20 protein-coding genes are annotated in these 22,039 nt (G+C 69.4%); 12 read left to right on the top strand and 8 right to left on the bottom strand.

Features of this window, described 5'->3' with window-relative positions; translation table 11 throughout:
* Positions 1-9: 9 nt before the first annotated feature.
* Positions 10-1,020, bottom strand: coding sequence for a saccharopine dehydrogenase family protein (locus tag AVL48_RS00455; protein ID WP_061983015.1), 1,011 nt, complete (start codon positions 1,018-1,020; stop codon positions 10-12).
* Between the two features lie 100 nt (positions 1,021-1,120).
* Here AVL48_RS00455 and AVL48_RS00450 point away from each other — a divergent pair, with 100 nt between their 5' ends.
* Positions 1,121-2,071 (top strand): helix-turn-helix domain-containing protein, encoded by a 951-nt coding sequence (locus tag AVL48_RS00450; RefSeq protein WP_061983016.1) that lies wholly within the window; start codon positions 1,121-1,123, stop codon positions 2,069-2,071.
* Between the two features lie 19 nt (positions 2,072-2,090).
* Here AVL48_RS00450 and AVL48_RS00445 read toward each other — a convergent pair whose 3' ends face one another.
* Complete coding sequence (locus AVL48_RS00445) at positions 2,091-3,269, bottom strand: aminotransferase-like domain-containing protein (RefSeq protein WP_061983017.1); 1,179 nt, start codon at positions 3,267-3,269, stop codon at positions 2,091-2,093.
* A gap of 110 nt (positions 3,270-3,379) precedes the next feature.
* Between AVL48_RS00445 and AVL48_RS00440 the strand changes: the two genes are divergently transcribed.
* Entirely contained in the window at positions 3,380-3,730 is a 351-nt protein-coding gene (locus AVL48_RS00440) for a hypothetical protein (RefSeq protein WP_061983018.1), read from the top strand.
* On the opposite strand, the gene AVL48_RS00435 is transcribed toward AVL48_RS00440, so the two are convergent.
* Positions 3,727-4,950, bottom strand: a complete 1,224-nt coding sequence (locus AVL48_RS00435) for an FAD-binding protein (RefSeq protein ID WP_061983019.1) — start codon at positions 4,948-4,950, stop codon at positions 3,727-3,729. The genes AVL48_RS00440 and AVL48_RS00435 overlap by 4 nt on opposite strands.
* 110 nt (positions 4,951-5,060) lie before the next feature.
* On the opposite strand from AVL48_RS00435, the gene AVL48_RS00430 reads away from it, so the two are divergent.
* Genes AVL48_RS00430 through AVL48_RS00420 form a run of 3 tightly spaced genes read left to right on the top strand, consistent with a single transcriptional unit; the run spans position 5,061 to position 8,300 of the window.
* The gene (locus AVL48_RS00430) at positions 5,061-6,293 is read left to right on the top strand and encodes an SLC13 family permease (RefSeq protein ID WP_177242355.1); all 1,233 of its coding nucleotides are present in this window, start codon (positions 5,061-5,063) and stop codon (positions 6,291-6,293) included.
* Positions 6,294-6,318: 25 nt separating this feature from the next.
* Positions 6,319-7,092 (top strand): IclR family transcriptional regulator, encoded by a 774-nt coding sequence (locus AVL48_RS00425; RefSeq protein WP_061983020.1) that lies wholly within the window; start codon positions 6,319-6,321, stop codon positions 7,090-7,092.
* A 32-nt stretch (positions 7,093-7,124) separates the two neighbouring features.
* Entirely contained in the window at positions 7,125-8,300 is a 1,176-nt protein-coding gene (locus AVL48_RS00420; protein ID WP_061983021.1) for a 4-hydroxybenzoate 3-monooxygenase, read from the top strand.
* A gap of 484 nt (positions 8,301-8,784) precedes the next feature.
* Here the strand turns inward: AVL48_RS00420 and AVL48_RS00415 are convergent, their stop codons facing one another.
* Positions 8,785-9,942, bottom strand: coding sequence for an HNH endonuclease signature motif containing protein (locus AVL48_RS00415; RefSeq protein WP_061983104.1), 1,158 nt, complete (start codon positions 9,940-9,942; stop codon positions 8,785-8,787).
* Positions 9,943-10,306: 364 nt separating this feature from the next.
* Positions 10,307-10,882 (bottom strand): TetR/AcrR family transcriptional regulator, encoded by a 576-nt coding sequence (locus tag AVL48_RS00410; RefSeq protein ID WP_061983022.1) that lies wholly within the window; start codon positions 10,880-10,882, stop codon positions 10,307-10,309.
* Positions 10,883-10,969: 87 nt separating this feature from the next.
* On the opposite strand from AVL48_RS00410, the gene AVL48_RS00405 reads away from it, so the two are divergent.
* Positions 10,970-11,881, top strand: a complete 912-nt coding sequence (locus tag AVL48_RS00405) for an SDR family NAD(P)-dependent oxidoreductase (protein WP_061983023.1) — start codon at positions 10,970-10,972, stop codon at positions 11,879-11,881.
* On the opposite strand, the gene AVL48_RS00400 is transcribed toward AVL48_RS00405, so the two are convergent.
* Complete coding sequence (locus tag AVL48_RS00400; RefSeq protein ID WP_061983024.1) at positions 11,871-13,271, bottom strand: PepSY-associated TM helix domain-containing protein; 1,401 nt, start codon at positions 13,269-13,271, stop codon at positions 11,871-11,873. The two genes, AVL48_RS00405 and AVL48_RS00400, sit on opposite strands and share 11 nt — an antisense overlap.
* Positions 13,272-13,385: 114 nt before the next feature.
* Positions 13,386-13,925 carry a hypothetical protein gene (locus AVL48_RS00395; protein WP_244162466.1) on the bottom strand — a complete coding sequence of 180 codons (540 nt, stop codon included), beginning with the start codon at positions 13,923-13,925 and terminating at the stop codon, positions 13,386-13,388.
* Positions 13,926-13,998: 73 nt separating this feature from the next.
* On the opposite strand from AVL48_RS00395, the gene AVL48_RS00390 reads away from it, so the two are divergent.
* The 6 genes from AVL48_RS00390 (at position 13,999) to AVL48_RS00365 (ending at position 21,166) form a co-directional block, all read left to right on the top strand.
* Positions 13,999-15,210, top strand: a complete 1,212-nt coding sequence (locus AVL48_RS00390) for an MFS transporter (protein ID WP_061983026.1) — start codon at positions 13,999-14,001, stop codon at positions 15,208-15,210.
* Positions 15,211-15,242: 32 nt separating this feature from the next.
* The gene (locus AVL48_RS00385) at positions 15,243-16,244 is read left to right on the top strand and encodes a LacI family DNA-binding transcriptional regulator (RefSeq protein WP_061983027.1); all 1,002 of its coding nucleotides are present in this window, start codon (positions 15,243-15,245) and stop codon (positions 16,242-16,244) included.
* 177 nt (positions 16,245-16,421) lie between these two features.
* Complete coding sequence (locus AVL48_RS00380) at positions 16,422-17,801, top strand: ABC transporter substrate-binding protein (protein WP_061983028.1); 1,380 nt, start codon at positions 16,422-16,424, stop codon at positions 17,799-17,801.
* On the top strand, positions 17,779-18,651 hold the full coding sequence (locus AVL48_RS00375) for a carbohydrate ABC transporter permease (protein ID WP_167386352.1): 873 nt from the start codon (positions 17,779-17,781) through the stop codon (positions 18,649-18,651). Before AVL48_RS00380 ends, AVL48_RS00375 begins: the two co-directional genes overlap by 23 nt.
* Positions 18,648-19,517, top strand: a complete 870-nt coding sequence (locus AVL48_RS00370) for a carbohydrate ABC transporter permease (protein WP_061983030.1) — start codon at positions 18,648-18,650, stop codon at positions 19,515-19,517. Before AVL48_RS00375 ends, AVL48_RS00370 begins: the two co-directional genes overlap by 4 nt.
* Before the next feature lie 47 nt (positions 19,518-19,564).
* Positions 19,565-21,166, top strand: a complete 1,602-nt coding sequence (locus AVL48_RS00365) for a glycoside hydrolase family 13 protein (RefSeq protein WP_061983031.1) — start codon at positions 19,565-19,567, stop codon at positions 21,164-21,166.
* Between the two features lie 98 nt (positions 21,167-21,264).
* Here the strand turns inward: AVL48_RS00365 and AVL48_RS00360 are convergent, their stop codons facing one another.
* Positions 21,265-21,774: an ATP-binding protein gene (locus AVL48_RS00360; protein WP_061983032.1), complete on the bottom strand. Its 510-nt coding sequence runs from the start codon at positions 21,772-21,774 to the stop codon at positions 21,265-21,267.
* Between the last annotated feature and the right edge of the window lie 265 nt (positions 21,775-22,039).

Here is a 22,039-nt window from a genome sequence, read left to right as displayed (position 1 = left end):
ACCGGTAGGTCACTTCACGGTTTCCACCGTGACCCGCGGCGCCAGCGCCGCCAGGAAATCGGCCGCGTCGAAGACCTCGCCGGCCGACACGACGCCGGTCGCCTTGGCCCGGCCGTCGAGCACCCGCTGGGCCGCCTCCACCACCAACGGCGCCGTGATCGCGTAGATGTCCTGGCCGCGAGCGACGATCCGCCGTTCCTCGCCACCGGACCGCACGACGACGTCGACCACGAAGGTCTGCGAAGACGGGCCGTCCGCGGGCGGCGCCGGGGTTTCGGGTGCCAGCACGTCCCTTGCCGCGTTCACCGTCATGTACGTGCACACCTCGGGAACCGACAGGTGACTCGGCACGGTGACGACGTCGGCCATGGTGAACTCGCCGAGTACCGCCCGGGTACCGAGCGGCGCGGGGAAATCCCAGTCCAAGGTCGGCGGCGCGTCGTCCCGGCGCTCGATCCGTCCGCCGGAGAACCGGAGCCGCTGCCCGTTCCGCCGCTCCCGGGAGACCTTGCTCGCCGCGCGGGTTCCGGCCGTCGGGTGCCAGCTGCTGAGCGCGTAGGCGATATGCGCTTCGTCGGCCGACGTCCAGTCGCCCATCGCGGCGGTGACCATCAGATCGCCGAGGCCGCCGAAGAACGCCATCGCGGGGATCACCGTCGCCCCCTCGGCACGATCGCCGAACCGGGCGAACGTGTCGATGTTCGCTTCGAGTTCCGCGGCCACGTCCAGATACGGCAGCCCCGCCCGCAGCGCCGCTTCGATCACCGGAGCGGCGGTGTCGGCGAACGGACCGGCGGCGTTGATCACCGCGTCCGCGCCTTCGAGCGCGCGGTCGAGTGAGACCGGGTCGTGGACCGAGGCCTGCCGGATCTCGAGGCCGGGCCAAGGCAGGTCCCGCAGTTTGGCTTCGTCCCGGCCCACCGCCAGCACGCCGATTCCCCGCTCGCGCAACTCCGCCACCACGAACCGCCCGGTGTGCCCGTAAGCCCCGAACACCGCGACGTCGTATCCCGTACCCATAAGGTTCTCCTGCCCTCGGTTGATCCACTGTGGACCATCCTGTCGACGGTGAACGCCGGTCGACAGTGTCCGGAACGCCATCATGCGTACACTTTCGGACATGAGCACGGTCGCCCTCGCCGCCACGGACGGGATGCTGCAGTTCGAGCTGTCCATCGCCAACGAGGTCTTCGGCACGGGCCTGCCGGGCTTCACCGGCTCCTGGTACGAACTCACCGTCTGCGGTTCGGCCGCGGTCAAGGTCGGCCGGTTCCTCCTCGAACCGGACCACGGGCTCGATCAGCTCGCGCGCGCCGACACCGTCATCGTCCCCGGCTGGGCCGACATCGACGTCGACCCGCCCGCCGATCTCGTCGACGCGGTCCGCGCCGCCCACGAAGCAGGCGCGCGGGTGGCTTCCCTGTGCACGGGCGCGTTCGTGCTGGCCGCCGCGGGTCTTCTCGACGGCCGCCGCGCGACGACGCACTGGGCGCACACCGACGTACTCGCCACCCGCCATCCCCTGGTGGAGGTCGATCCGGACGTCCTCTACGTCGACAACGGCAGCGTGCTCACCTCGGCGGGCAAGGCCGCGGCGATGGACCTGTGCCTGCACCTGGTCCGCTCCGACCACGGTTCGGCGATCGCCAACACCATCGCCCGCCGCCTGGTCGTCCCACCGCATCGCGCGGGCGGACAGGCCCAGTTCGTCACCGCGCCGGTGCCGGACCAGGACGATCATCCGCTCGGAGATCTGCTCCCCTGGGTGACCGAACGGCTGGACCGGCCGCTGACCGTCGAAGACCTCGCCCGCCGCGCCAACATGAGTTCGCGCAATCTGGCGCGGCACTTCCGGTCGGCGACCGGGACGACACCGCTGCGCTGGCTGCTGACCCAGCGCATCCGCCGCGCGCAGGAACTACTGGAGCGGACCGACGACAGCGTCGACATGATCGCGGAAGCCACCGGCATGGGCACGGCCGCGACCTTGCGACGGCATTTCAACCAGGCCGTCGGTGTGCCGCCGGACAGCTACCGCCGCACCTTCCGGGCTCGGACGACAGTCTGCTGAGCCGGGATCCGCAAAGCGCTCAGGCCGCGTCCGCCGACAGCGCCTTGGCCAGCCTCCGCAGCCCTTCCGCGATCGTCTCCGGGGCGTGCGCGGCGAACGAGAGCCGCAGCGCCGACCGATCCGGCTCCCCCACCTGGAACGCCGAGCCGGGCACGAAGGCGACGTCGTGCCGCAGCGCCTCGGGAAGCAGCAGGTCGGTGTCCTTGCCGTCGGGCAAGGTGACCCACACGAACATCCCGCCGTCGGGGTCGGTCCAGGTGGTCCCCGGCGGGGTGATCCCGGGCAGTTCGGCCAGCATGGCGTCCCGGCGGACGCGGTAGGTGGCGCACAACCGCCGCACGTGCGCGTCGAGATCCGCGGCCGCCAGGTATTCGGCCGCGGCCGCCTGGTCGATGGTGGAGGTGTGCAGGTCGCTCGCCTGTTTGAGGATCGCGATCCGGCGCAGGAGTTCCCGCGGCGCGCGAAGCCAGCCCAGCCGCATGCCGGGCGCGATCACCTTCGAGAAGCTGCCGAGGTAGATCGAGCGTCCGGCGAGTTCCGGCCGCACCGACAGCGGTTCTTCGCGTTCACCGCGGTAGCGCAGTTCGTGGTACGGATCGTCCTCGACGAGCCAGCAGCCGTGACGCGCGATCACGGCCGCGAGCGCGCGGCGGCGCGCCGGGCTGACCGTGCGGCCGGACGGATTGGAGAAGGTCGGGACGAGGTACAGCAGCGAAGGCCGTTCCCTGGCCGCGATCTCGTCCAGTGCCGCCGGGTCGATCCCCTCCCCGTCGCCGGGAACGGGCACGATCCGGGCCTCGGCGAGCTGGAAGCACTGCAGGGCCGACAGGTACACCGGCTCTTCCACCAGCACGACGGCGCCGGGGTCGAGCAACGCGGTGCTCAGCAACTGCAGGCCCTGCTGCGAACCGGTGGTCACCAGCAGATCGTCCACAGTGGTCGCGAGCCCGCGTTCGGCCAGCCGTCCGGCCAGAAGTTCGCGCAGGCGCGCGTTTCCCTCGGTCGGCGAGTACTGCAACACGGACCCGTCGGTCAACGCCCGATCGAAGGCCGCGCGGAGGCCGTCCACATCGAACAGTTCGGGGGCGGGAATGCCACCGGCGAAGGAGATCACGCCGGGACGGGTGGTGAGCGCGAGCAGATCGCGCACGGGGGAACTGGTGACGCCGTCCATACGACGGGCGAGAGGAAGAGACATGAAGGCTCCTCGGGAGAAACGTGCGGCTCCAGTGCAGCGGCCGGGGATCTTCCCGCGCGAGCAAGCAACTCCCGTGAGGATATCAGCCCCATGGGGCTAGGCTCGACTTCGTGCCACTCGTGGAAATCACCTACGCGCCTCATCTTCCCGAAGCCAAGTTGCGTGAGCTGGGCTCGGTTCTGCCGCATCTCGTTTCCGTCGCGGTGGAGTGCCCCGAGGAGCCCTACGACGGCGATCTCCAACCCGGCGACGTCGAGCTGCGCTTCCGGCGGCCTGGCCCGTTCGACCGCTTCGGGTTGGATCTCCTGGTCGAGGTCCGGTCCAAGTGGTTCCCGAGCCGGGCGGACAACCGTCAAGAACGGGTGGACCTGCTGCGCACGAGCATCGAATCGGCGACCGGGCTCGACGACGTCGGCGTGTATCTTTCCCTGCCCGTCGCCGCTTGGTCGCAATCGGATTAACGCTCGCCGAAGACGTGCCGTCGGACGAACGGGCTTCGGAACTTGCCGCCGGGGTCCAGTTCGTCGGCCAGCTCCCGGAAATCGCCCAGCCTCGGGTAGTCCGCGGCCTGGTCGAAGAGCTTCCCCCAGTGCGGCCGGACGTCGAAGGGCGCCAAGCGTTCCTCCATGACGGGAAGCAGCGCGCGGACCGCGTCCGGCTCCGGCTGCCAGGTGAAGTGCAGCGCCAGCCTGTCGCCGCCGTGGAACGGGCTGAGCCACAGCTCGTCCGCGGCGATCATGCGGATCTCGGAGGTGAGCAGCAGGGGCGCGAGCCGGTGTCCGAGGCCGCGCATCGTCTCCATCGCGGCTTCGGCGTGCCGGATCGGGACGAAGTACTCGGTCTGCAGTTCGTTGCCGACACTGGGCGTGAAGTCCAGCCGGAAATGCGGGATCCGTTCGTGCCACGGCCCCGGCACGCCGAGCTGCCGCGTGCAGTTGTCCGCCGGGATCCCGGCGGCGTGTGCCGGATGACGCGGCCCGTCCGCGGCCTTCGCGCCGAAGAAGTCCGCGCCCGGCCGCCCCGGCCCCTTGACCCAGACCTGGTCGATCGTGTCGCGGGCCCAGTTCGTGAACAGGCTGACGCTGTAGCCCGCGGCCTGGATCTCCTCGAAGTGCTCGTACGCGGATGCCCACGGCAAGCCGTCGAAGACGTCCTGCCGCAGATCGAAGGCCGGCACCAGGTCGAGGGTCAGCCGGGTCACCACGCCCAGCGCGCCGAGGCCGACGACCACGCCGTCGTGGTGGGTGTAGGTCTTCACCTCGCCATCGGCGGTGACCAGCTCCAAACCGGACACGGCCGACGCGAGGCCCTGGTTCCGCCGCCCCGAACCGTGCGTCGCCGTCGCGACGGTGCCGGCCACCGTGCAGTGCGGGAGCGAGGCGAGGTTGGCCAGCGCGAATCCGGCCGCGTGCACCCGCTCCGCGATGTCGCCGTAGCGCGCCGCCGCCGGAACCGTGATGGTCGCCGCGTCGCTGTCCAATTCGGTCACCGGATCGAGCCCGGCGAGGTCGATCTGGACGCCGCCCGGGCAGTCCGCGATGTCGTTGAAGCAATGCCTGCTGCCCAGGGCCTTGACCGCCGTCGCCGCGGCGACGGCTTCCTGGACCTGTTCGACGGTCCGAGGGCGAAGAATCCGTTCCGCGGTGAAGGTCTGATTTCCCGCCCAGTTCGTCTCGCGCACCAAGCCCCTTTTCCTTACGGCGGCGTCCGGACGGCCAGCCTACCCAGGCTAGATTGCCGGGGTATCGCTCCGCATCGAGGAGGTTCGCCCTGACCGGCATCACCGGCGAGCTGGTGTCCATCGCGCTCTTGCTGGTCGTCCTGGCCTTCGCGGTGATCCGGCCTCGTGGCCTGCCCGAGGCCGTCGCCGCCGTCCCCGCGGCGGGGATCGTCCTGCTGGCCGGGGTGATCTCGTTCCCCGTCGCCGTCGACGAGTTCGCCAGGTTGGCCCCCGTGGTCGGGTTCCTCGCCGCGGTGCTCGTGCTGGCCAAGCTGTGTGACGACGAAGGTCTGTTCCAGGCGGCCGGGACGGTGATGGCCCGGTTCGGCCGCGGACAGCCGCGGCGGTTGCTGGTCGCGGTGTTCGCCGTCGCCGCGGCGGTCACCGTGGTGCTCAGCCTGGACGCCACCGTCGTGCTGCTGACCCCCGTCGTGTTCGCCACCGCCGCGCGCATGGGCGCGCGGGCCAAACCGCACGCCTACGCCTGCGCACATCTGGCGAATTCGGCTTCGTTGCTGCTGCCGGTGTCCAATCTGACCAATCTGCTCGCCGTCGCCGCCACCGGGATCTCGTTCCTCCGGTTCACCGCGCTGATGACCTTGCCCTGGCTCGCGGCGGTGCTCACGGAGTATCTGGTGTTCCGCCGGTTCTTCGCCGCCGACCTGGCGGCCCGGCCGCGTGGCGGGAACGCGGTCCCGGCCCGCAAGGTCCCGGCCTTCGTCCTGGTCGTCCTCGGCCTGACACTGGCCGGGTTCGTCGTCACGTCGCTGCTGGACGTCAGTCCCGCGTGGGCCGCGTTCGCCGGTGCCGCCGTGCTGGCCTGCCGTGCTCTCGCGCAGCGGCGGACCTCGCCCGCCGCGATCGTGCGATCGGCGAACATCCCGTTCCTGGCCTTCGTGCTCGCTTTGGCGATCGTGGTCCGCGCCGTCGTCGACAACGGGCTGGCCGAGGCGCTCGGTCACGTGGTGCCGACCTCCGGCACGTTCCCGGCCCTGCTCGGCGCCGCCGCGGTGGCGGCCGTACTCGCCAACCTGATCAACAACCTGCCCGCCGTGCTCGTGCTGCTTCCGCTCGCCACCGCGGGCGGGACGCCGGTGGTGCTGGCCGTGCTGATCGGGGTCAACCTCGGGCCGAACCTCACCTACGTCGGCTCGCTCGCCACGTTGCTGTGGCGACGGATCCTGCACCGGCACGACGCCCGGCCCCGACTGGGCGAGTTCACCCGGCTCGGGCTCCTCACCGTTCCGGCGTCGATCGTGCTCGCCGTCGCCGGACTGTGGGCCGGGCTGATCCTGGTGCCGTGATTCCACTCAGTGAGAAGATGGCGGGGTGTCCGGGAACCTTTCCTCGCCGGGAGCGAGCGTCACGTCGCGGGTGTTCGCCCTGCTCGGCGCCTTCGACGTCGACCATCGCGAGCTGTCGCTGACCGAACTCGCGGGGCGCGCCACCCTGCCGCTGCCCACGGCGCACCGCCTCGCCCGCGAACTCGTGGGCCTGGGCGCGTTGGAGCGACGCGAAGACCGCTACACCGTCGGCAGGCGGATCTGGGATCTCGGTCTGCTCGCCCCCGTCCACTTCGAGCTCCGGCAGGTCGCCGCCCCGTTCCTGCAGGATCTCTACGGCGCGACCGGGGCCACCGTGCACCTCGCCGAACGCGACGGCGGCCAGGTGCTCTACCTCGACCGGCTTTCCGGGAACGCGTCCGTGCCCGTGGTCAGCCGGATCGGCGGGCGCTTGCCGCTGCACGCCACCGGTGTCGGGAAAGTACTGCTGGCCTGGGCCCCGGAAGACGTCCAGCGTCAGGTGCTCGAATCACTGACCCGCGTCACGCCGTACACCGTCACGCAGCCCGGCCGGTTGCGCGAACAGCTGCGGCGCGTCCGCCGGGAGGGCTACGCCCAAACCGTCGAGGAGATGAGCCAGGGAGCGTGTTCGGTCGCCGTCCCGATCCGGCCCTCCGCGGCTGACGACGTCGTCGCCGCGCTCGGCCTGGTCGTCCCCGATCTGCGCCGAGGCCGCGCGCGGCTGATCTCCGCGCTCCAGGTGGCGGCCGCCGGCATCGGCCGAAGCCTGCGACTTTCACTGAGTGGAAGCGATCGCTAGAAGTTCGCCCGCGGCACGCCCAGACTCCTGTCATGCGAACCCCAGTCGCCATCGTCGGCGCCGGCCCCGCCGGACTCCTCCTGTCGCATCTGCTCGACCTGGCGGGAGTCGAATCGGTGATCGTGGAGGCGCGCTCGCGCGAGTACGTCGAGGCGCGGATCCGGGCGGGCATCCTCGAACAGTCCACAGTGGATCTTCTCCGCGAGGCCGGGCTCGCCGAACGGCTCGACCGCGAGGGCGACGAGCATCGCGGCATCTACCTGCAATGGCCGGAAGAGCGGCATCACCTCGACTTCGTGGACCTGGTCGGGCGCAGCGTGACGGTGTACGGGCAGACCGAGGTGACCAAGGACCTCGGCAAGGCGCGTGCGGCGGCCGGACAGCGGATCCACTACGAGGTCAGCGACACCGCCGTGCACGACATCGAAACCGACAGCCCCTACGTCACCTTCACCGACCCGGACGGCACTCCGCAGAGGCTGGACGCCGATGTCGTCGTCGGCTGCGACGGCTCCTTCGGCCCCTGCCGCGCCGCGATCCCCGAAGCCGCGAAGCAGACCTGGGAGCGCACCTACCCGTACTCGTGGCTCGGTGTCCTCGCCGATGTCGCCCCCTCGACCGACGAGTTGATCTACGCCTGGCATCCCGACGGTTTCGCGATGCATTCGATGCGCTCGGCCACCGTCAGCCGGCTGTACCTGCAGGTGCCCAACGGCACCGACATCGGCACCTGGTCCGACGACCGGATCTGGGACGCCCTCGCGACCCGGCTCGGCCACGGTCAGCACGGCTGGACGCTCACCTCCGGGCCGATCACCGACAAGAGCGTGCTGCCCATGCGCAGCTTCGTGCAGCAACCGATGCGCCACGGCCGCCTCTTCCTCGCCGGGGATGCCGCCCATATCGTGCCGCCCACCGGCGCCAAGGGCCTGAACCTCGCCGTCGCCGACGTCGCCCTCCTCGCCCCCGCCCTGGCGGCTTTCTCACGGGACAAGAATTGCGCACTCGCCGACGCCTACTCCGACACCGCACTGCGCCGGGTTTGGCGGTGTACGCACTTCTCGTGGTGGATGACGACGATGCTGCACCAGTCGGAGGATCCGTTCGACCGGCAGTTGCAGCTTTCGCAGCTGCGATGGCTCGCGCGAAGCGAGGCGGGCCGGGCGGGGCTGGCGGAGAACTACGCGGGGCTGCCCATCGGTTTCTGAGCAGGTCCGGCTAGCGGGCCTTTGGGCGGTCCGTCGCCGTTTTACGGCAACCGGGGCGGTTGGGGGTCTTCGATGTCGGCCGGGCGGGCGATGTGAGTGGCCGGACTGGTTGCCGTTCTGCGGCTACGGACGGGAGCCGCGGGTCGTACCGGCATGGGCCACGGGCAAGGGGCGGGCGCTGAGCACACGCCATCGCCGTTTTACGGCAACCGGGCCAGGCTGTAGAAAACCATCGAAGCCTTCCGGCCAACCCCCCACGGCCCTACCACATCACACCCCTCCACCGTCGCCATTCCGTGGCGACACCCGTGAGCCGCAGCTCGTACCAACATGGGGCAATGGCGCGCGGGAAGCACTGAGCAAAAGCACAAAGCCGTCGCCGATTCACGGCAACCAAGACAACCGCGAGCCGCACAGGAGGCTCAGCAGCCGTCCACATTCGTCGCCGTTTCGCGGCAACACCTCGGCAATACCGAGCAGCACCTCAAAGCGGCGGCGGTTCCGGCCGCGGATCGTGCAACGGCGGCGGTTCGCTGACGTGGACCCGTCCGGTCGGGGTGGTGATCTTCAAGGTCCCGTCGGGTTCGAGGTGATGGATCCAGCCGGGTTCGTCCTTGAGCCGGTGATCGCGACGGCAGTACGTGACCAGATCAGCCACGTTCGTTTCGCCTTGGAACTGCCACGGGACCGAGTGGTCGAGTTCGCAGGCGTGGGCGGCCCGGTCACAGCCGGGTCTTCGGCACTCGCGGTCTCGCACGCGGACGAACTCCGCCGTTGCCGCGTCCGGGCGATACCGGGTTCTGCCGAGGTCCTTGACCTGGCCGCTCAAAGGGTCGGTGATGATACGCCGCAGCACGGTGTTCGGTCCGGTGGCGATGTGACGGCCCAGCTCGGCCGGAAGGTAGCCGTGCCCGGCCATCTTCACGGGATCGTGGTTCAACCCCAAGTAGGTGTTGAGGTCCATGTACAGGAACACCTCCGTCCGCTCGGAGGCTACGCCTTTCCCGCCGAGAAGCAGGTCCAGCGCGATATCCGCGCGGAGCTGGTCCAACGTCCTCGTGTCGCCCTGGTTCCGCAGCGTCCGGGCTTCCTGGTTGATCCGCTGATAGGCAGCGGTGACCTTCTCCACCGGGCCGTCCACCACCTCGATCGAGGCGACCCCGGCCTCACCGTGCGCCACGGACAGTCGGCGTCCTTTGCGGCGTTCGGCCGCATGCCTGTCGGCGCCGGATTGATCGGCCTTCGTCGCCGCGTAGCTCGCGGCTTTGCGCACCTGCGTACTGTCCTTGTCCGGTATACGCTTCTCCAGCGCCGCGTCCGCCGTCAAAGAGTCCTCATCGGACAACCAGGCCGTCGCCTCGGCGACCTTCTGTGCGTTGAAGCCGCTCACTTTTCCGCGGTCCATCAACGACAACGTCCGCGGCAACCGTGACGTCAACGCCACCCCCGTCGCGACAAGCGATCCCGCGAAGGCGTCCACAAAGGACAACTCCAGTGCCACCTCTTGCACGACACTCCGCACCCCGCCACGCAACTCGCTCAATCGCGCCAGCGCCCGGTACCGAACGGCTTCGAGCCGTGCGAGCGCGACACCGACTTCCTGCGCGACGCGCAGGGAATCCTTGTCGTCCAAGGAACTCATCGCGGCATTGATCTCCTTCAGAAGATTCGGATCGGTCATTTCCCGTACTGCCGCGACCACGGCGGCTTTGGAATCAGCCATGCGAAACACGCTACAACCGAGCACCGACAAAACCGGCCGAACACGAAACGCGGAATGCTGTCGCCGCACAGGATCGACCCGGCGCAGCTCGGACGTCTCGATCTCCCGGCACAGAGCGCGGAAGGTACGCATGTCCAAGACCCACCACGTCCCGACGGAGGATCTCGGCGCGGCGCACGTTCGGCGGGTGAAAGAACCCGCTTCCGCGGCGCGTGGCGGATAAAACGGGGCGGCGCGTCGGCCACCATCGGCAACAGACCCTTCATTTCCCCAAGCTTGCCGCTCACAACCCCGGCCAGCCCCGGCGCAGAAAAACGAAAGCGGCGTCCAGGGCCGCGGCGGGATCGGGTTCCGTACCCGCCAGATCCGGGATCTCCAGGACATAGCGCGCCAGCAGCCGCACCGAAAAGTCGTCTTCACCGGTCTGCTCGGCGATGACGTTCGCGAGCCCGTCCTCGCAGCCCGTCCAAAGGGTTCTGGCGTAGGCACGCAACGCCGGGGTGGCGATCACCAGCTCCGCCACCCGGCGCGACAGCGGATCGGGATCCGGGTCGAAGGGACCGCGAGTCGCGAGAAAGTCCCGCAGGGCCTGCAGGATCGAGACGCCCTCGGCGCGGTTTCGCACCGCGGCGGCCAGCGCCTCCTCGCGTTCCTGACCGTGGCCGAGGATCAGCGCTTCCTTGCCGCCCGGAAAGTGCGCGAACAACGTCGAGACCGCCGTGTCCGCGGCGTCCGCGATCTCCGCGACGGTGACGTTGTCGAAGCCCCGCGCCAGGAACAGCTCGCGCGCCGCGTCCGACAGGGCCTGGCGGGTCGCCGCCTTCTTGCGCTCACGTCTGCCCGGCTCGGTTCGTCCCATGCGCACACGATACCCGATGTCGAACTGACTTCGAAGTCGGAACGTGTGTATATTCGAAGTGACTTCGACTTTGAACCGGGAGCCACCATGGAGCACTGGGACGTCCACCGCCCGCCTCGCGCCGAAGGCAAGACCTTCCTGGTCACCGGCGGCAACGCGGGTATCGGCTACTTCGTCGCCGAACAACTGGCCGGGACCGGTGCCACCGTGCTTCTCGGCAGCCGGGACGCCGGCAAGGCCGACGTCGCGATGGCATCGATCCGGTCTCGCGTCCCGGACGCGAAGCTCGGGCACCTGCGGCTCGACCTTTCCGAGCTCGCCTCGATCCAGTCCACTGTGGACACCTTAGGATTCGACCGGCTCGACGCCGTCGTCTGCAACGCGGGCGTGCTCTTGGAGAACCAGCCGAGGCGCGAGACGGCCGAGGGTCACGAACTGACGTTCGCGACCAACCATCTCGGCCATTTCGTGCTGGTGGACCAGCTGATGCCGTTGCTCGAAGCGGCACGGGCCGGCCGTGTCGTCACCACGGGCAGCTTCGTGGGCAAGTCCGCGCAGCTCGACCTGGACGATCTACAGAGCGAACGGGACTACCAGCCCAAGCGCACCTACGCGCGCTCCAAGCAGGCGCAGATGCTGTTCGCCTTCGAACTGGACCGGCGGCTACGCGCGGCCGGGAGCACGGTGCTGAGCGTCGTCGACCATCCGGGCGGCGCGCTCGACTCCCTGACGCCGCCGAGGCCGGTGCACCCGGCGCTGGGCGGCCGAAAGTTCCCCGCCGGGCTTCTCCTGCAGGGCAAGGACGCCGGCGCTTGGCCCGCCGTCCGGGCCGTGCTCGACCCGGACGCGCGCGGCGGCGAGATGTTCGGGCCCCGCGTGTTCGGCCTGCGTGGTGAGCCCCGGCGGGAACCGGTTCGGGGGCGGTTGGCCGACACCGGGCTCGCCGCCCGGTTGTGGGCGGCGAGCGTCGGCCTCACCGGCGCCGAGGTCACACGGTGACGTCGGCGGACTCCGGTTTCGCCCGGGATCGCAGGCCCAGCAGCAGATCGACCACCAGGAACGCCAGCAGGCTGATCCCGAACAGCGGTACGAACCAGCCGATCGCCGCGGCGAGGACGACGAGTCCCACCACGAGCGCGGGCGGCGCCTTGCGCCACTGCCCGCGTGGGATGGGCCGCCCGAACTTCAGGCCGGTGGCCCGGGTCGGCCTGCGCTGCCACCACATCCGGTAGCCGAGCACGACCAGCGTGACCAGTCCGGCGCCGAGCAGCAGCAGCGCGAGCTGGTTGGGCCAGCCGAAGAGCACGCCCATATGCGCGTCGATCCCCCAGCGGGCGAACTTCGCCATCAGCGGGTAGTCGTCGAACCGGACCTCGCCCAGGACCTGCCCGGTGGTCCCGTCGACCGCGACGGCGTCGACCTGTGTCGGCCAGCCGCGCTCGATTTCCGCCACCTGCCAGGGAGATCCGGGTTCGGTGGGCAGTCCGATCTCCACCGAAGCCGCGTCGATCCCGGCGGCCCGGGCCGAGGCCAGCACCGCGTCCACGCTTTCGGGGCGGGCGGGTGACGGCGCGGCCGGAGCGTCGCCGTGCCCCGCGTGCCCGGCGTGCTCGTCGGTACCCGTCACCTTCAACGCGGGGGTGGCCCAGCCGAGGGATTCGCGCAGGGCCGAGACGTTCTCTCCCGCGTACGCCGACCACGTCAGTCCCGTCGCGGACAGGAACACCGCGCCCAGCAGCACCCACAGGCCGATCGTCCCGTGCCCGCGCACCGACTTTCCCCGGGCGGACTCGGTCTTCGCGGCTTTCTCCGCCTTCTCCTTCCGGCGGACGCGGCGACGGCTCACCCACAGCACGAGACCGCCCAAGGCGACCACCCACAGCCAGGACGCGGCGAGTTCGCTGTAGAGCCGTCCCGGTTCGCCGAGCAGCAGGTTGCGGTGCAACTGGTCGAGGACGGTCCGGAACGGCAGGGCACCGCTAGAGCCGTACGCGACGAGGTCGCCGCGTACTTGAGCGGTGGCGGGGTCGACGAAGACCGCTCGCCGTTCGGACTCGCCGAGCCCCTCCTCGGCGAACAGCACCCTGGTCGTGTCGCCCGGCTCGGGTGCGGGACGGACGGCGACCAGGTCACCGCCGGGACGGGTCGCCTGCGCCGCCTTGACCTGGTCGGCGAGCGAGGCCTGGTTCAGCCCGACGGGTGCCCGCAGCTGGTCGGCGTAGATCCAGGATTCCAGCTGGGGAGTCGCGGCGTACAGGACACCGGTGAGCGCGGCGATGAGCACGAACGGTCCGACGAGGACGCCGGCGTAGAAGTGGAGCCGGAGGAACAGCCCGCGCCGGTCGGATACGCGCGGTGGACTGGTGGTCGGTTCGGTTTGTGTTGCCATGGGGGAACTCCTGAGGCGTCGGTGGGGTGGCGTGCGCCCGCACCACGCGCCGGAGTGGTCACGGCGCGCGTGCTGAGCCCTGCCGGGACACGCGTCTCGGCAGGGTTTCGGGGATCAGGCGAACGACACCGGCGGACCGCGCCGCGAAAGCACATCCCGCAGGAGCGCCCCGGTCGCGGGGTACTGCACCGCGACCGGGACGTGGAGCCGCAACGGCGCTGTCGCGGGCCGCGGTCCCAACCGGCGCGGAAGGACCGAAGCGATCAGCGCCAGGAGCACGAACAGCGCGCGCTCGGCACCGGCCAGCACCGCGACCACCACGAGGGTCGCGACGGCGTGCCCGGCCGTCATGAGCAGACCGCTGTCTGGGGTTTCGGCATGCCGTGAGTGCGATTCCCACGCCAGGAAGGTCAGGGAGGCGTGCATCCCCAGTTGCCCGCCGGCCACCAGGCAGAGAATGGCGAGCGGGCCGCGCCGCCGTCCCGCGAACGCGTACGCCACCCAGCTCAGCAGAGCGACGAGCAGCACGACCACGCCCAGGTCGGGGACGCGACCGTTGGCGCTCAGGTGGGCCACGGTCGCGAGAGTGCCGGTCAGCACCCCCACGGCCCCGCCCCGGAGGCGCCGCGCCGGGCCTCGGGTCGGGGTCGGCATGCGCACGGGAGCAGAGTAGAGCGCGACCCGGCCCGCTGTCTCGCCTCGAAGACGTCCGGGCCATTCTTCCGGCATGCTCCGCACCCTGTCCTTCGCCCGGCTCTGGACCGGCAACACCGCATCCGGGCTGGCGACCTGGGCACTGCCGTTCATCCTCGGCTTGGCGGTGCTCGAACGCTCGCTTTCGGCCGTCGACCTCGGCATCGTGCTGGCCGCCCGTACTGTGGGATTCCTCGTGGCCGTACCGGTGGCCGGGGTCCTCGCCGACCGGCACTCCCGCCGCCAGGTCGTGCTGTGGGCGGGACTCCTCGCGGGTTTCGCCACTCCCCTGATCACGGTCGGCATGGGCCGATCCGTCCCGCTGATGGCCGTCGCGGCCGCCATCGTCGGCGTCGGCCAAGGCGCCTGCCGCCCGGCGTTCCAGGCGCTGACCGCCGAAGTGATCACCGAGGACCGGCGTCAGCAGGCCAACGCCGCGATGACCTTGGCCGTGCGGGTCACGACGCTGGTCGCGCCCGGCCTCACCGCACTGCTCGCCGTCGTCGCCTCGACGTCGGTTCTCGTTATCGGAACCGGCGTGCTGTGGCTGGGCGTCGCACTGACCCCGCCCCGTGGCACCTTCACACCGCCCCCGGCCGCCACCAGGACCCACTTCTTCGGCGATTTCGCCGACGGACTCCGCGAAGCTCGCCGTCATCCGTGGTTCCTGGCCGGGCTCGGCGCGCTGACCGCCGTGATCGCGACCGGCTACTCCGCGACCGGCGTCGTACTGCCGCTGGTCAGCCGGGATCGCTACGACAGCGAGGCCGTACTGGCGGGCGGACTCACCGCGTACACGCTCGGCGCGCTCGCGGGCGCCGTCGTCATCTCGCGCTGGCGGCCGCGGCGGCAAGGCTGGGCCGCGCTGATCGGACTCGGCTGCTACGGCTTCGCGCCGCTGAGCCTGCTGTTGCCGGTACACCCGGCCTTCGTCATCGCCGCGTACGCCGTCGCCGGGCTGGGCATCGAACTGTTCAACGTCCCGTGGTTCACCGCGACCCAGCGGGAGGTGGAGCCGGGGAAGCTCGCCCGCGTGTCCTCTTTGGACTTCCTGTTCTCCTACGGCCTGGCGCCCGCCGGGCTGGCGTTCATCGCGCCCGCGATCGGCGAGCTCGGGGCCGGGCCGGTGCTGGCGGCCTGCGCCGTCGTCTGCTTCGCCGCGCCTGCGGCCGCCGCGCTCGTCCCGTCTTCCCGCGACTTCCACGTCCAGCGAGACGCGGACACCACACCGATCAAGAATGTCTAATTTTTGCGCTCGCTTGCGGTAAAGTTTCAGCCATGACGCGTCGTCTTGCCGAAGTAGCCCGCAAGGTCGGGGTCAGCGAAGCCACGGTCAGCCGGGTGCTCAACGGCCGGTCCGGGGTCTCCGCGAGCACCAGGGCCGCCGTCCTCACCGCGCTGGACGTGATGGGCTACGAACGCCCGACCCAGTTGCGCGGTGACCGCGCCCGGCTGGTCGGCCTGGTCCTACCCGAACTCCAGAACCCCATCTTCCCCGCACTGGCAGAGATCATGGGCAACGCCCTCGCCCAGCAGGGTTTCACCCCGGTGCTGTGCACCCGCACCGCGGGCGGGGTGTCCGAAGCGGAGTACGTCGATCTGTTGCTGCAGCAGCAGGTTTCCGGCGTGGTGTTCGCCGGGGGGCTGTACGCCCAGGCCGACGCGGTGCACTCCCACTACCACCATCTCGCCGAGCGCCGCCTGCCGACGGTGCTGATCAACGCCGCCGTCGAGCACCTCGGGCTGCCGCAGATCTCGTGCGACGACGCGGTCGCCGTCGAGCAGGTCGTCGGACATCTGAGCTCGCTCGGGCACGAGAAGATCGGCCTCGTCCTCGGCCCCAGCGACCATGTGCCGTCACAGCGCAAACTCGAGGCGTTCCGCGCCTACGCCGGGAAACTCGGCCTTCCCCTCCTGGACGAACTCGTCGAGCACGGCATGTTCTCCATCGAAGGCGGTCACGCCGCCGCGGCCCGCCTGTACCCCCGCGGCGCCACCGCCGTCCTGTGCGCGAGCGACCTCCTGGCGCTGGGCGCGATTCGCGCGGCCCGCCGACAGGGACTGTCGGTACCCGAAGACGTCTCGGTGGTCGGTTACGACGATTCCGCGCTGATGAACTGCACCGATCCGCCGTTGACCACGACCCGGCAGCCGATCGAGGCGATGGGCCGCGCCGTGGTCGAACTGCTGGTCAAGCGCATAAACGGCGGAGAGGTCGCCGCCGAGGAGCTGTTGTTCGCACCCGAGCTCGTCGTCCGGGGCTCCACCGCGCGCCGGTGATCCCGCCTCGCGAACCAGGCACCTTCTCGGGCGAGAAGGTGCCTGGTTTGCGCTCGAGGGCACGTGATTGTCGGTAAGTTGCAAGTTCTCATCCAGTTATTGCGGCAATCTGGTTCTGCACTTTAGAGTGACCGCAATCACGTGACAGCCGTCGCGACCGGCGAGATGAGGCTTGAGATGAGCAGCACCTGGTCCCCAACCGTGCGTCGCCGCATGTTCTGCCTGTTCCTCGCGGGCGGGCTGGCCGTGGGGATGGCCGCCTGCGGTTCCGGTTCCGGTGAAGGCACCGGAACCGGGGGCAAGGTCAAGATCACCGTCACCGGTCAGCCGCCGACCAGCCAGCCGTTCGAGCGCGGCGTGTTCGACGCCGATGTCAAGGAATTCGAGGAGAGCCACCCCGACATCGACATCGAGCCGCACGAAGGCTTCATGGATCCGAAGACCTTCTCCGCCAAACTCGCCGGCGGCCAGCTCGAAGACGTCTATTACGTCTACTTCACCGACCCCGCGCAGATCATCGCGCGCCGTCAGGCCGCCGACATCACCGAAGCGGCCAAGGGCCTGAAGAACTTCGACGACATCAAGCCGGAACTACTGGCCAATTTCCGCGACTCGAGCGGGAAGCTCTACGGCCTGCCGACGATGAACTACAGCATGGGCCTGCTCTACAGTCGCCCGCTGTTCCAGAAGGCCGGGCTCGACCCGAACAAACCGCCGCAGACCTGGGACGAGGTCCGCGCGGCCGCGAGGAAGATCGCCGCACTCGGCAACGGCACCGTCGGATACGCCGACTACAGCAAGAACAACCAGGGCGGCTGGCACTTGACCGGCTGGCTCTACTCCATGGGCAGCGAGGTCGCCCACAAGGACGGCGAAAAATGGGTCGCCGCCTTCAACAACGACAAGGCCAAAGCCGCGCTGAACCAGCTGCGCGCCATGCGCTGGGAAGACGACACCATGGGCAGCAAGCAGTTGCTCGAAGCCCAGGACGTCCAGCGCATGATGGGCGCCGGACAGCTCGGCATGTACATGGCGGCCCCGGACAACGTCCCGGTACTGGTGAAGCAGTTCAACGGCAAGTACGAGGACTACGGCGTCGCCGGGATGCCGGGCGGGCAGGGCACGTTGCTCGGCGGCGAGGGGTACATGATCAACCCCAAGGCCTCACCGGAGAAGGTCGAGGCCGGGCTGGAATGGGTCCGCTGGAAGTACCTCAACCCGGAGCGGTTCGAGAAGCACGTCCAGCAGTACGTCGACGGCAAGCAGCCGGTCGGGCTGCCGGCCGAGCCGACCCCGGACGTCTGGCAAGGCGCCGTGCGTGATCAGCAGCTCGCGATCAAGACCAAGCACGCCAACGTTCCCGCCGAGAACTACCAGTCCTATGTGGACGCCGGTGCGCGGATCAAGGGTAGCATCGAACCGCCGAACGCGCAGCAGGTCTACGCCATTCTCGACAGTGTGATGCAGGCGGTGCTCACCGATCGGAACGCCAACGTCGATCAGCAGCTGTCGTCGGCCGAGTCGAAGGTCAACAGTGTCCTCGCACAGGTCAAATAACCTCACCGCGTACGGCCTGCTCTCCGCCGCGCTGGTGGTGTTCGCGCTGTTCTCGTGGTATCCGATCGTGCGCGGGGTTCTGCTGAGCTTCCAGCAGGTCGACTTCGTCAATCCGGCCACGTGGGTCGGCTTCGACAACTTCACCCGCCTGTTCGAAGACCCGCTGTTCGGCGTGGCCTGGCGCAACACCCTGCTGTTCACCGGGCTCGCCCTGGTGTTCGGGTTCCTCGTGCCGTTCCTGACCGCGGTGCTGCTCAACGAACTTCGGCACGCCAAGGCGTTCTTCCGGCTGGCCGTCTACCTGCCGGTGATGCTCCCGCCGGTGGTCACCGCGCTGATGTGGAAATGGTTCTACGACCCGGGCGCCGGGCTGTTCAACTCCGCGCTCGGCGCCGTCGGCCTGCCCGGCGGGCAGTGGCTCGACTCCAGCGACACCTCGATGCTGTCGCTGGTGTTCGTGTCCACGTGGGCGAACATGGGCAGCACCACGCTGATCTACCTCGCCGCGCTCGGCACGATCCCCGGTGAGCTGTACGAAGCGGCGGAACTCGACGGCGCCGGGCTGTGGAAGCGCCTGATCCACGTCACCCTGCCGCAGACCCGGTTCGTCCTGCTGGTGCTTCTGCTGCTGCAGATCGTCGCGACCATGCAGGTATTCACCGAGCCGTACGTGATGACCGGCGGTGGACCGGACGATTCGACGGTGACCGTACTCCTGCTGCTGTACCGCTACGCCTTCGTCTACAACGACTTCGGCTCGGCCAGCGCGCTGAGCCTGTTGCTGTTCGTCGCGCTCGGGGTGTTCTCCGCGCTGTACGTGCGCCTGACCCGGAAGGCGGATCAGTCATGAGAACGCTCGTCTCCCCCAGCACGCTTCGCGGCCCCGGAGGCAAGATCGGCTACGCCGTCGTCTTCACCTGCACACTGCTGCTGTTCGTCCTCGCGTTTCTGTTCCCGCTGTACTGGGCTGTCACCGGTGCGCTGAAATCACCGCAGGAACTGGCGCAGACCCCGGCGACGTTCATCCCGGACGAATGGCATCCGGAGACCTTCGCCGACGCCTGGAACCAGCTCAGCCTCGGCAAGTACTTTCTCAACACGATCATCGTCGCCGGAGGCGCCTGGCTGGCCCAGCTGGCGATCGACGTCCCGGCGGCCTTCGCGTTGTCGAAGCTGCGCCCGAAGTTCGGCAATGTCGTGCTGGGCCTCATGCTCGCGACGCTGATGTTGCCCGCGACGGCGCTGCTGGTGCCGACGTATGTGACGATCACCGACCTCCCGCTGCTCCAGCTCAACCTGATCAACTCGCCCGCGGCGGTCTGGCTGCCCGCGGCCGCCAACGCGTTCAACATCTATCTGCTGAAACGGTTCTTCGACCAGATCCCGGACGAGCTGCTCGAAGCCGCGCGGCTCGACGGCGCCGGGCCGGTGCGCACGCTGTGGCGCATCATCCTGCCGATCTCGCGGCCGATTCTCGCCGTCGTCTCGATCCTCGCGGTGGTGGCCGCGTGGAAGGACTTCATCTGGCCGCTGCTGGTGTTCCCGGACACCGAAAAGCAGACGCTGTCGGTGATGTTGCAGCGGGTGGCCATCGACATGCCGCTCAACGTCCTGGTGGCGGGCATGGTGCTGGCCAGTGTGCCGATGGTGGCGCTGTTCCTGGCGTTCCAGCGCCACATTCTCGCCGGGCTCACCGCCGGCAGCGTCAAAGGTTGACTTTCGCCGCATTCGGGGTATCCACAACTACTGAGGAGGACACTTCCGTGACCGCATTGGGGCAGTCCGCCGCCGGATGGTGGCGGAGCGCGGCGATCTACCAGGTCTACATCCGCAGCTTCGCCGACGGGAACGGCGACGGCGTCGGCGACCTCGCCGGGATCCGCGCGCGGCTGGACTACCTGGCCGAACTGGGGATCGACGCGATCTGGTTCACTCCGTGGTACCCGTCGCCGATGGACGACGGCGGCTACGACGTCGCCGACTTCCGGGAGATCGACCCGCTCTTCGGCACCCTGGCCGAGGCGCAGGACCTGATCGCCACGGCACACGCCAAGGGTATCCGCGTGATCATCGACATCGTGCCGAACCATTGCTCCGACGAGCACCGCTGGTTCCAGGACGCCCTCGCGGCGGCACCCGGATCACCTGAGCGGCAACGGTTCTGGTTCCGTCCGGGGCGCGGGCCGGACGGCTCCGAACCGCCGAACAACTGGAAGTCGCGCTTCGGCGGGCCCGCGTGGACGCGGGTGCCCGACGGCGAGTGGTACCTGCACCTCTACAGCTCGCGCCAGCCGGATTTCAACTGGGACAACCAGGACATCCGCGCGGACTTCGAAGACGTGCTGCGGTTCTGGTTCGACCGAGGTGTCGACGGCTTCCGCATCGACGTCGCCGACGGGCTGGTCAAGGACCCGCGGCTGCCCGACGCCGACCCTGGTGACGAGACGCCGTTTTCCGATCAGGAGGGCCTGCACGAGATCTACCGGTCGTGGCGCAAGATCGCCGACAGCTATCCGGGTGACCGGGTCCTGGTCGGCGAGATGTGGCTGCCCGACATGTCGCGTGCCGCGCGGTACCTCCGGCGCGACGAACTGCACGCCGCGTTCAACTTCGACTTTTTGGTGTGCCCTTGGGATTCCACCAGGTTCCGGGACGTCATCGAGCGGACGCTGCTGGCGCACGAAGAGGTCGACGCGCCCGCCGCCTGGGTGCTGTCGAATCACGACGTCACCCGGCACGTGACCCGGTATGGACGCGAGGGTGACACCGGTTTCGCGTTCGCCGACCGGCTGCACGGCACTCCGGTCGACCTCGAACTCGGGACCCGGCGGGCGCGCGCGGCGGCGCTGCTGACCCTGGCGCTGCCCGGTGGTCTGTACGTCTACCAAGGGGAGGAACTCGGTTTGTGGGAGATCGAAGACCTCCCGGACGAGCTCCGGCAAGATCCGGTGTGGACCCGCACGAACGGCGCCGACCCCGGCCGCGACGGCTGCCGCGTCCCGCTCCCCTGGTCTGGCGACACGCCGCCGTTCGGCTTCGGCACCGGCGGAACCTGGCTGCCCCAGCCTGCGGAATGGCGCTCCAGTACGGCGGAAGCGCAGGCGGTCGATCCGGCGTCGATGCTCCGGCTGTACCGGGCGGGACTCCGGCTGCGGGAGGAGCTTCCCGCGCTCGGCGATGGTGGCCTGGAGTGGCTGTCGCTCGGCGACGGGGTGCTCGCGTTCACGCGCGAGCCGGGCTTCACCTTCGTCCTGAACTTCTCGGACACGGCGGTCCCGCTCCCGCCGCATCACGAAGTGCTCCTGACCAGTGGCCCGGTCGATGGTGGACTCCCGACGGACACGGCGGTGTGGTTACGCACCTGAGCACAGCCTACGGCGGGTAAGTCCGGTAGCGGCCCCTTCCCAGTACATGATGGCCCCCTTCCTTGCGCCTGGCGCAAGGAAGGGGGCCATCATGTACTTCACGCCGGCAAGGCCGCAGGCCACGAGTAGGCACCGATCGGCTCCGACTCGATCCGCCTGGCCACGAACGCGAGGACGTCGGCGCTCTCCCGGTCCAGCCAGTGGACGTCCTCGGCGACGATCAGCAGCGGCTTGGCCGCCGCCTCCTCCGCGAGCAGCGTCAGCGCGGCGAGCCCGACGAGGTAGGCGTTGGGCTCCGCCGCGTCGGCGAGGCCCAGCGCCGCCCAAAGCGCGGACCGCTGCGGCGCGGGCAGGGTGTCCGCGCCCGCCCGAACCGGGAAGATCAGCTGGTGCAGGCCGGCGTAGGCGAAGTTCCGTTCGGCTTCGACGCCGGTCGTGCGCAGTACCCGCAGACCGCCGACCGTCGCCGCGGCGACCGCTTCCGCCACGACGGCGGATTTGCCGACGCCCGGTTCGCCCTGGATGAGGACACCCGCGCAGCCCGCGGCCGGACCGTCGACAAGCTCGCCCAGCCCCTTCAGCTCGGCTTCGCGCCCGAAAAGCTGCACTTGCGATCCTCACTCCGTGAGAAGTTCCGGCGTTCCCTTTGCCTTACCCCTCAAAAGTACGGTATTGACGACTGGAACGGCACGACCAGCCGACAGTGGCACTGGCGTCCACTCTGGTCTCCAGGTCCCGGAACCCCTTGCACGACAACGGATTCACCGGGCATAACGACTCGCCCGAGTGTCATATCACCCGGCGCTCAAGCCCGTCGATATGACCCAAATGGTATGTACCAGTTGCGTGATGCGCCTCGTACGGTCGGGAACG

This window comes from Amycolatopsis regifaucium (assembly GCF_001613935.1).
Classification (GTDB): domain Bacteria; phylum Actinomycetota; class Actinomycetes; order Mycobacteriales; family Pseudonocardiaceae; genus Amycolatopsis; species Amycolatopsis regifaucium.
This window is presented reverse-complemented; position numbering and strand designations above follow the sequence as displayed.

Coding starts and splice junctions, on each gene's coding strand:
- AVL48_RS00395 (WP_244162466.1), bottom strand. CDS start 13,925: ATGCCGACCCCGACCCGAGGCCCGGCGCGGCGCCTCCGGGGCGGGGCC.
- AVL48_RS00410 (WP_061983022.1), bottom strand. CDS start 10,882: ATGGGACGAACCGAGCCGGGCAGACGTGAGCGCAAGAAGGCGGCGACC.
- AVL48_RS00370 (WP_061983030.1), top strand. CDS start 18,648: ATGAGAACGCTCGTCTCCCCCAGCACGCTTCGCGGCCCCGGAGGCAAG.
- AVL48_RS00420 (WP_061983021.1), top strand. CDS start 7,125: ATGCGAACCCCAGTCGCCATCGTCGGCGCCGGCCCCGCCGGACTCCTC.
- AVL48_RS00455 (WP_061983015.1), bottom strand. CDS start 1,020: ATGGGTACGGGATACGACGTCGCGGTGTTCGGGGCTTACGGGCACACC.
- AVL48_RS00390 (WP_061983026.1), top strand. CDS start 13,999: ATGCTCCGCACCCTGTCCTTCGCCCGGCTCTGGACCGGCAACACCGCA.
- AVL48_RS00385 (WP_061983027.1), top strand. CDS start 15,243: ATGACGCGTCGTCTTGCCGAAGTAGCCCGCAAGGTCGGGGTCAGCGAA.
- AVL48_RS00400 (WP_061983024.1), bottom strand. CDS start 13,271: ATGGCAACACAAACCGAACCGACCACCAGTCCACCGCGCGTATCCGAC.
- AVL48_RS00415 (WP_061983104.1), bottom strand. CDS start 9,942: ATGAGTTCCTTGGACGACAAGGATTCCCTGCGCGTCGCGCAGGAAGTC.
- AVL48_RS00445 (WP_061983017.1), bottom strand. CDS start 3,269: ATGTCTCTTCCTCTCGCCCGTCGTATGGACGGCGTCACCAGTTCCCCC.
- AVL48_RS00450 (WP_061983016.1), top strand. CDS start 1,121: ATGAGCACGGTCGCCCTCGCCGCCACGGACGGGATGCTGCAGTTCGAG.
- AVL48_RS00405 (WP_061983023.1), top strand. CDS start 10,970: ATGGAGCACTGGGACGTCCACCGCCCGCCTCGCGCCGAAGGCAAGACC.
- AVL48_RS00380 (WP_061983028.1), top strand. CDS start 16,422: ATGAGCAGCACCTGGTCCCCAACCGTGCGTCGCCGCATGTTCTGCCTG.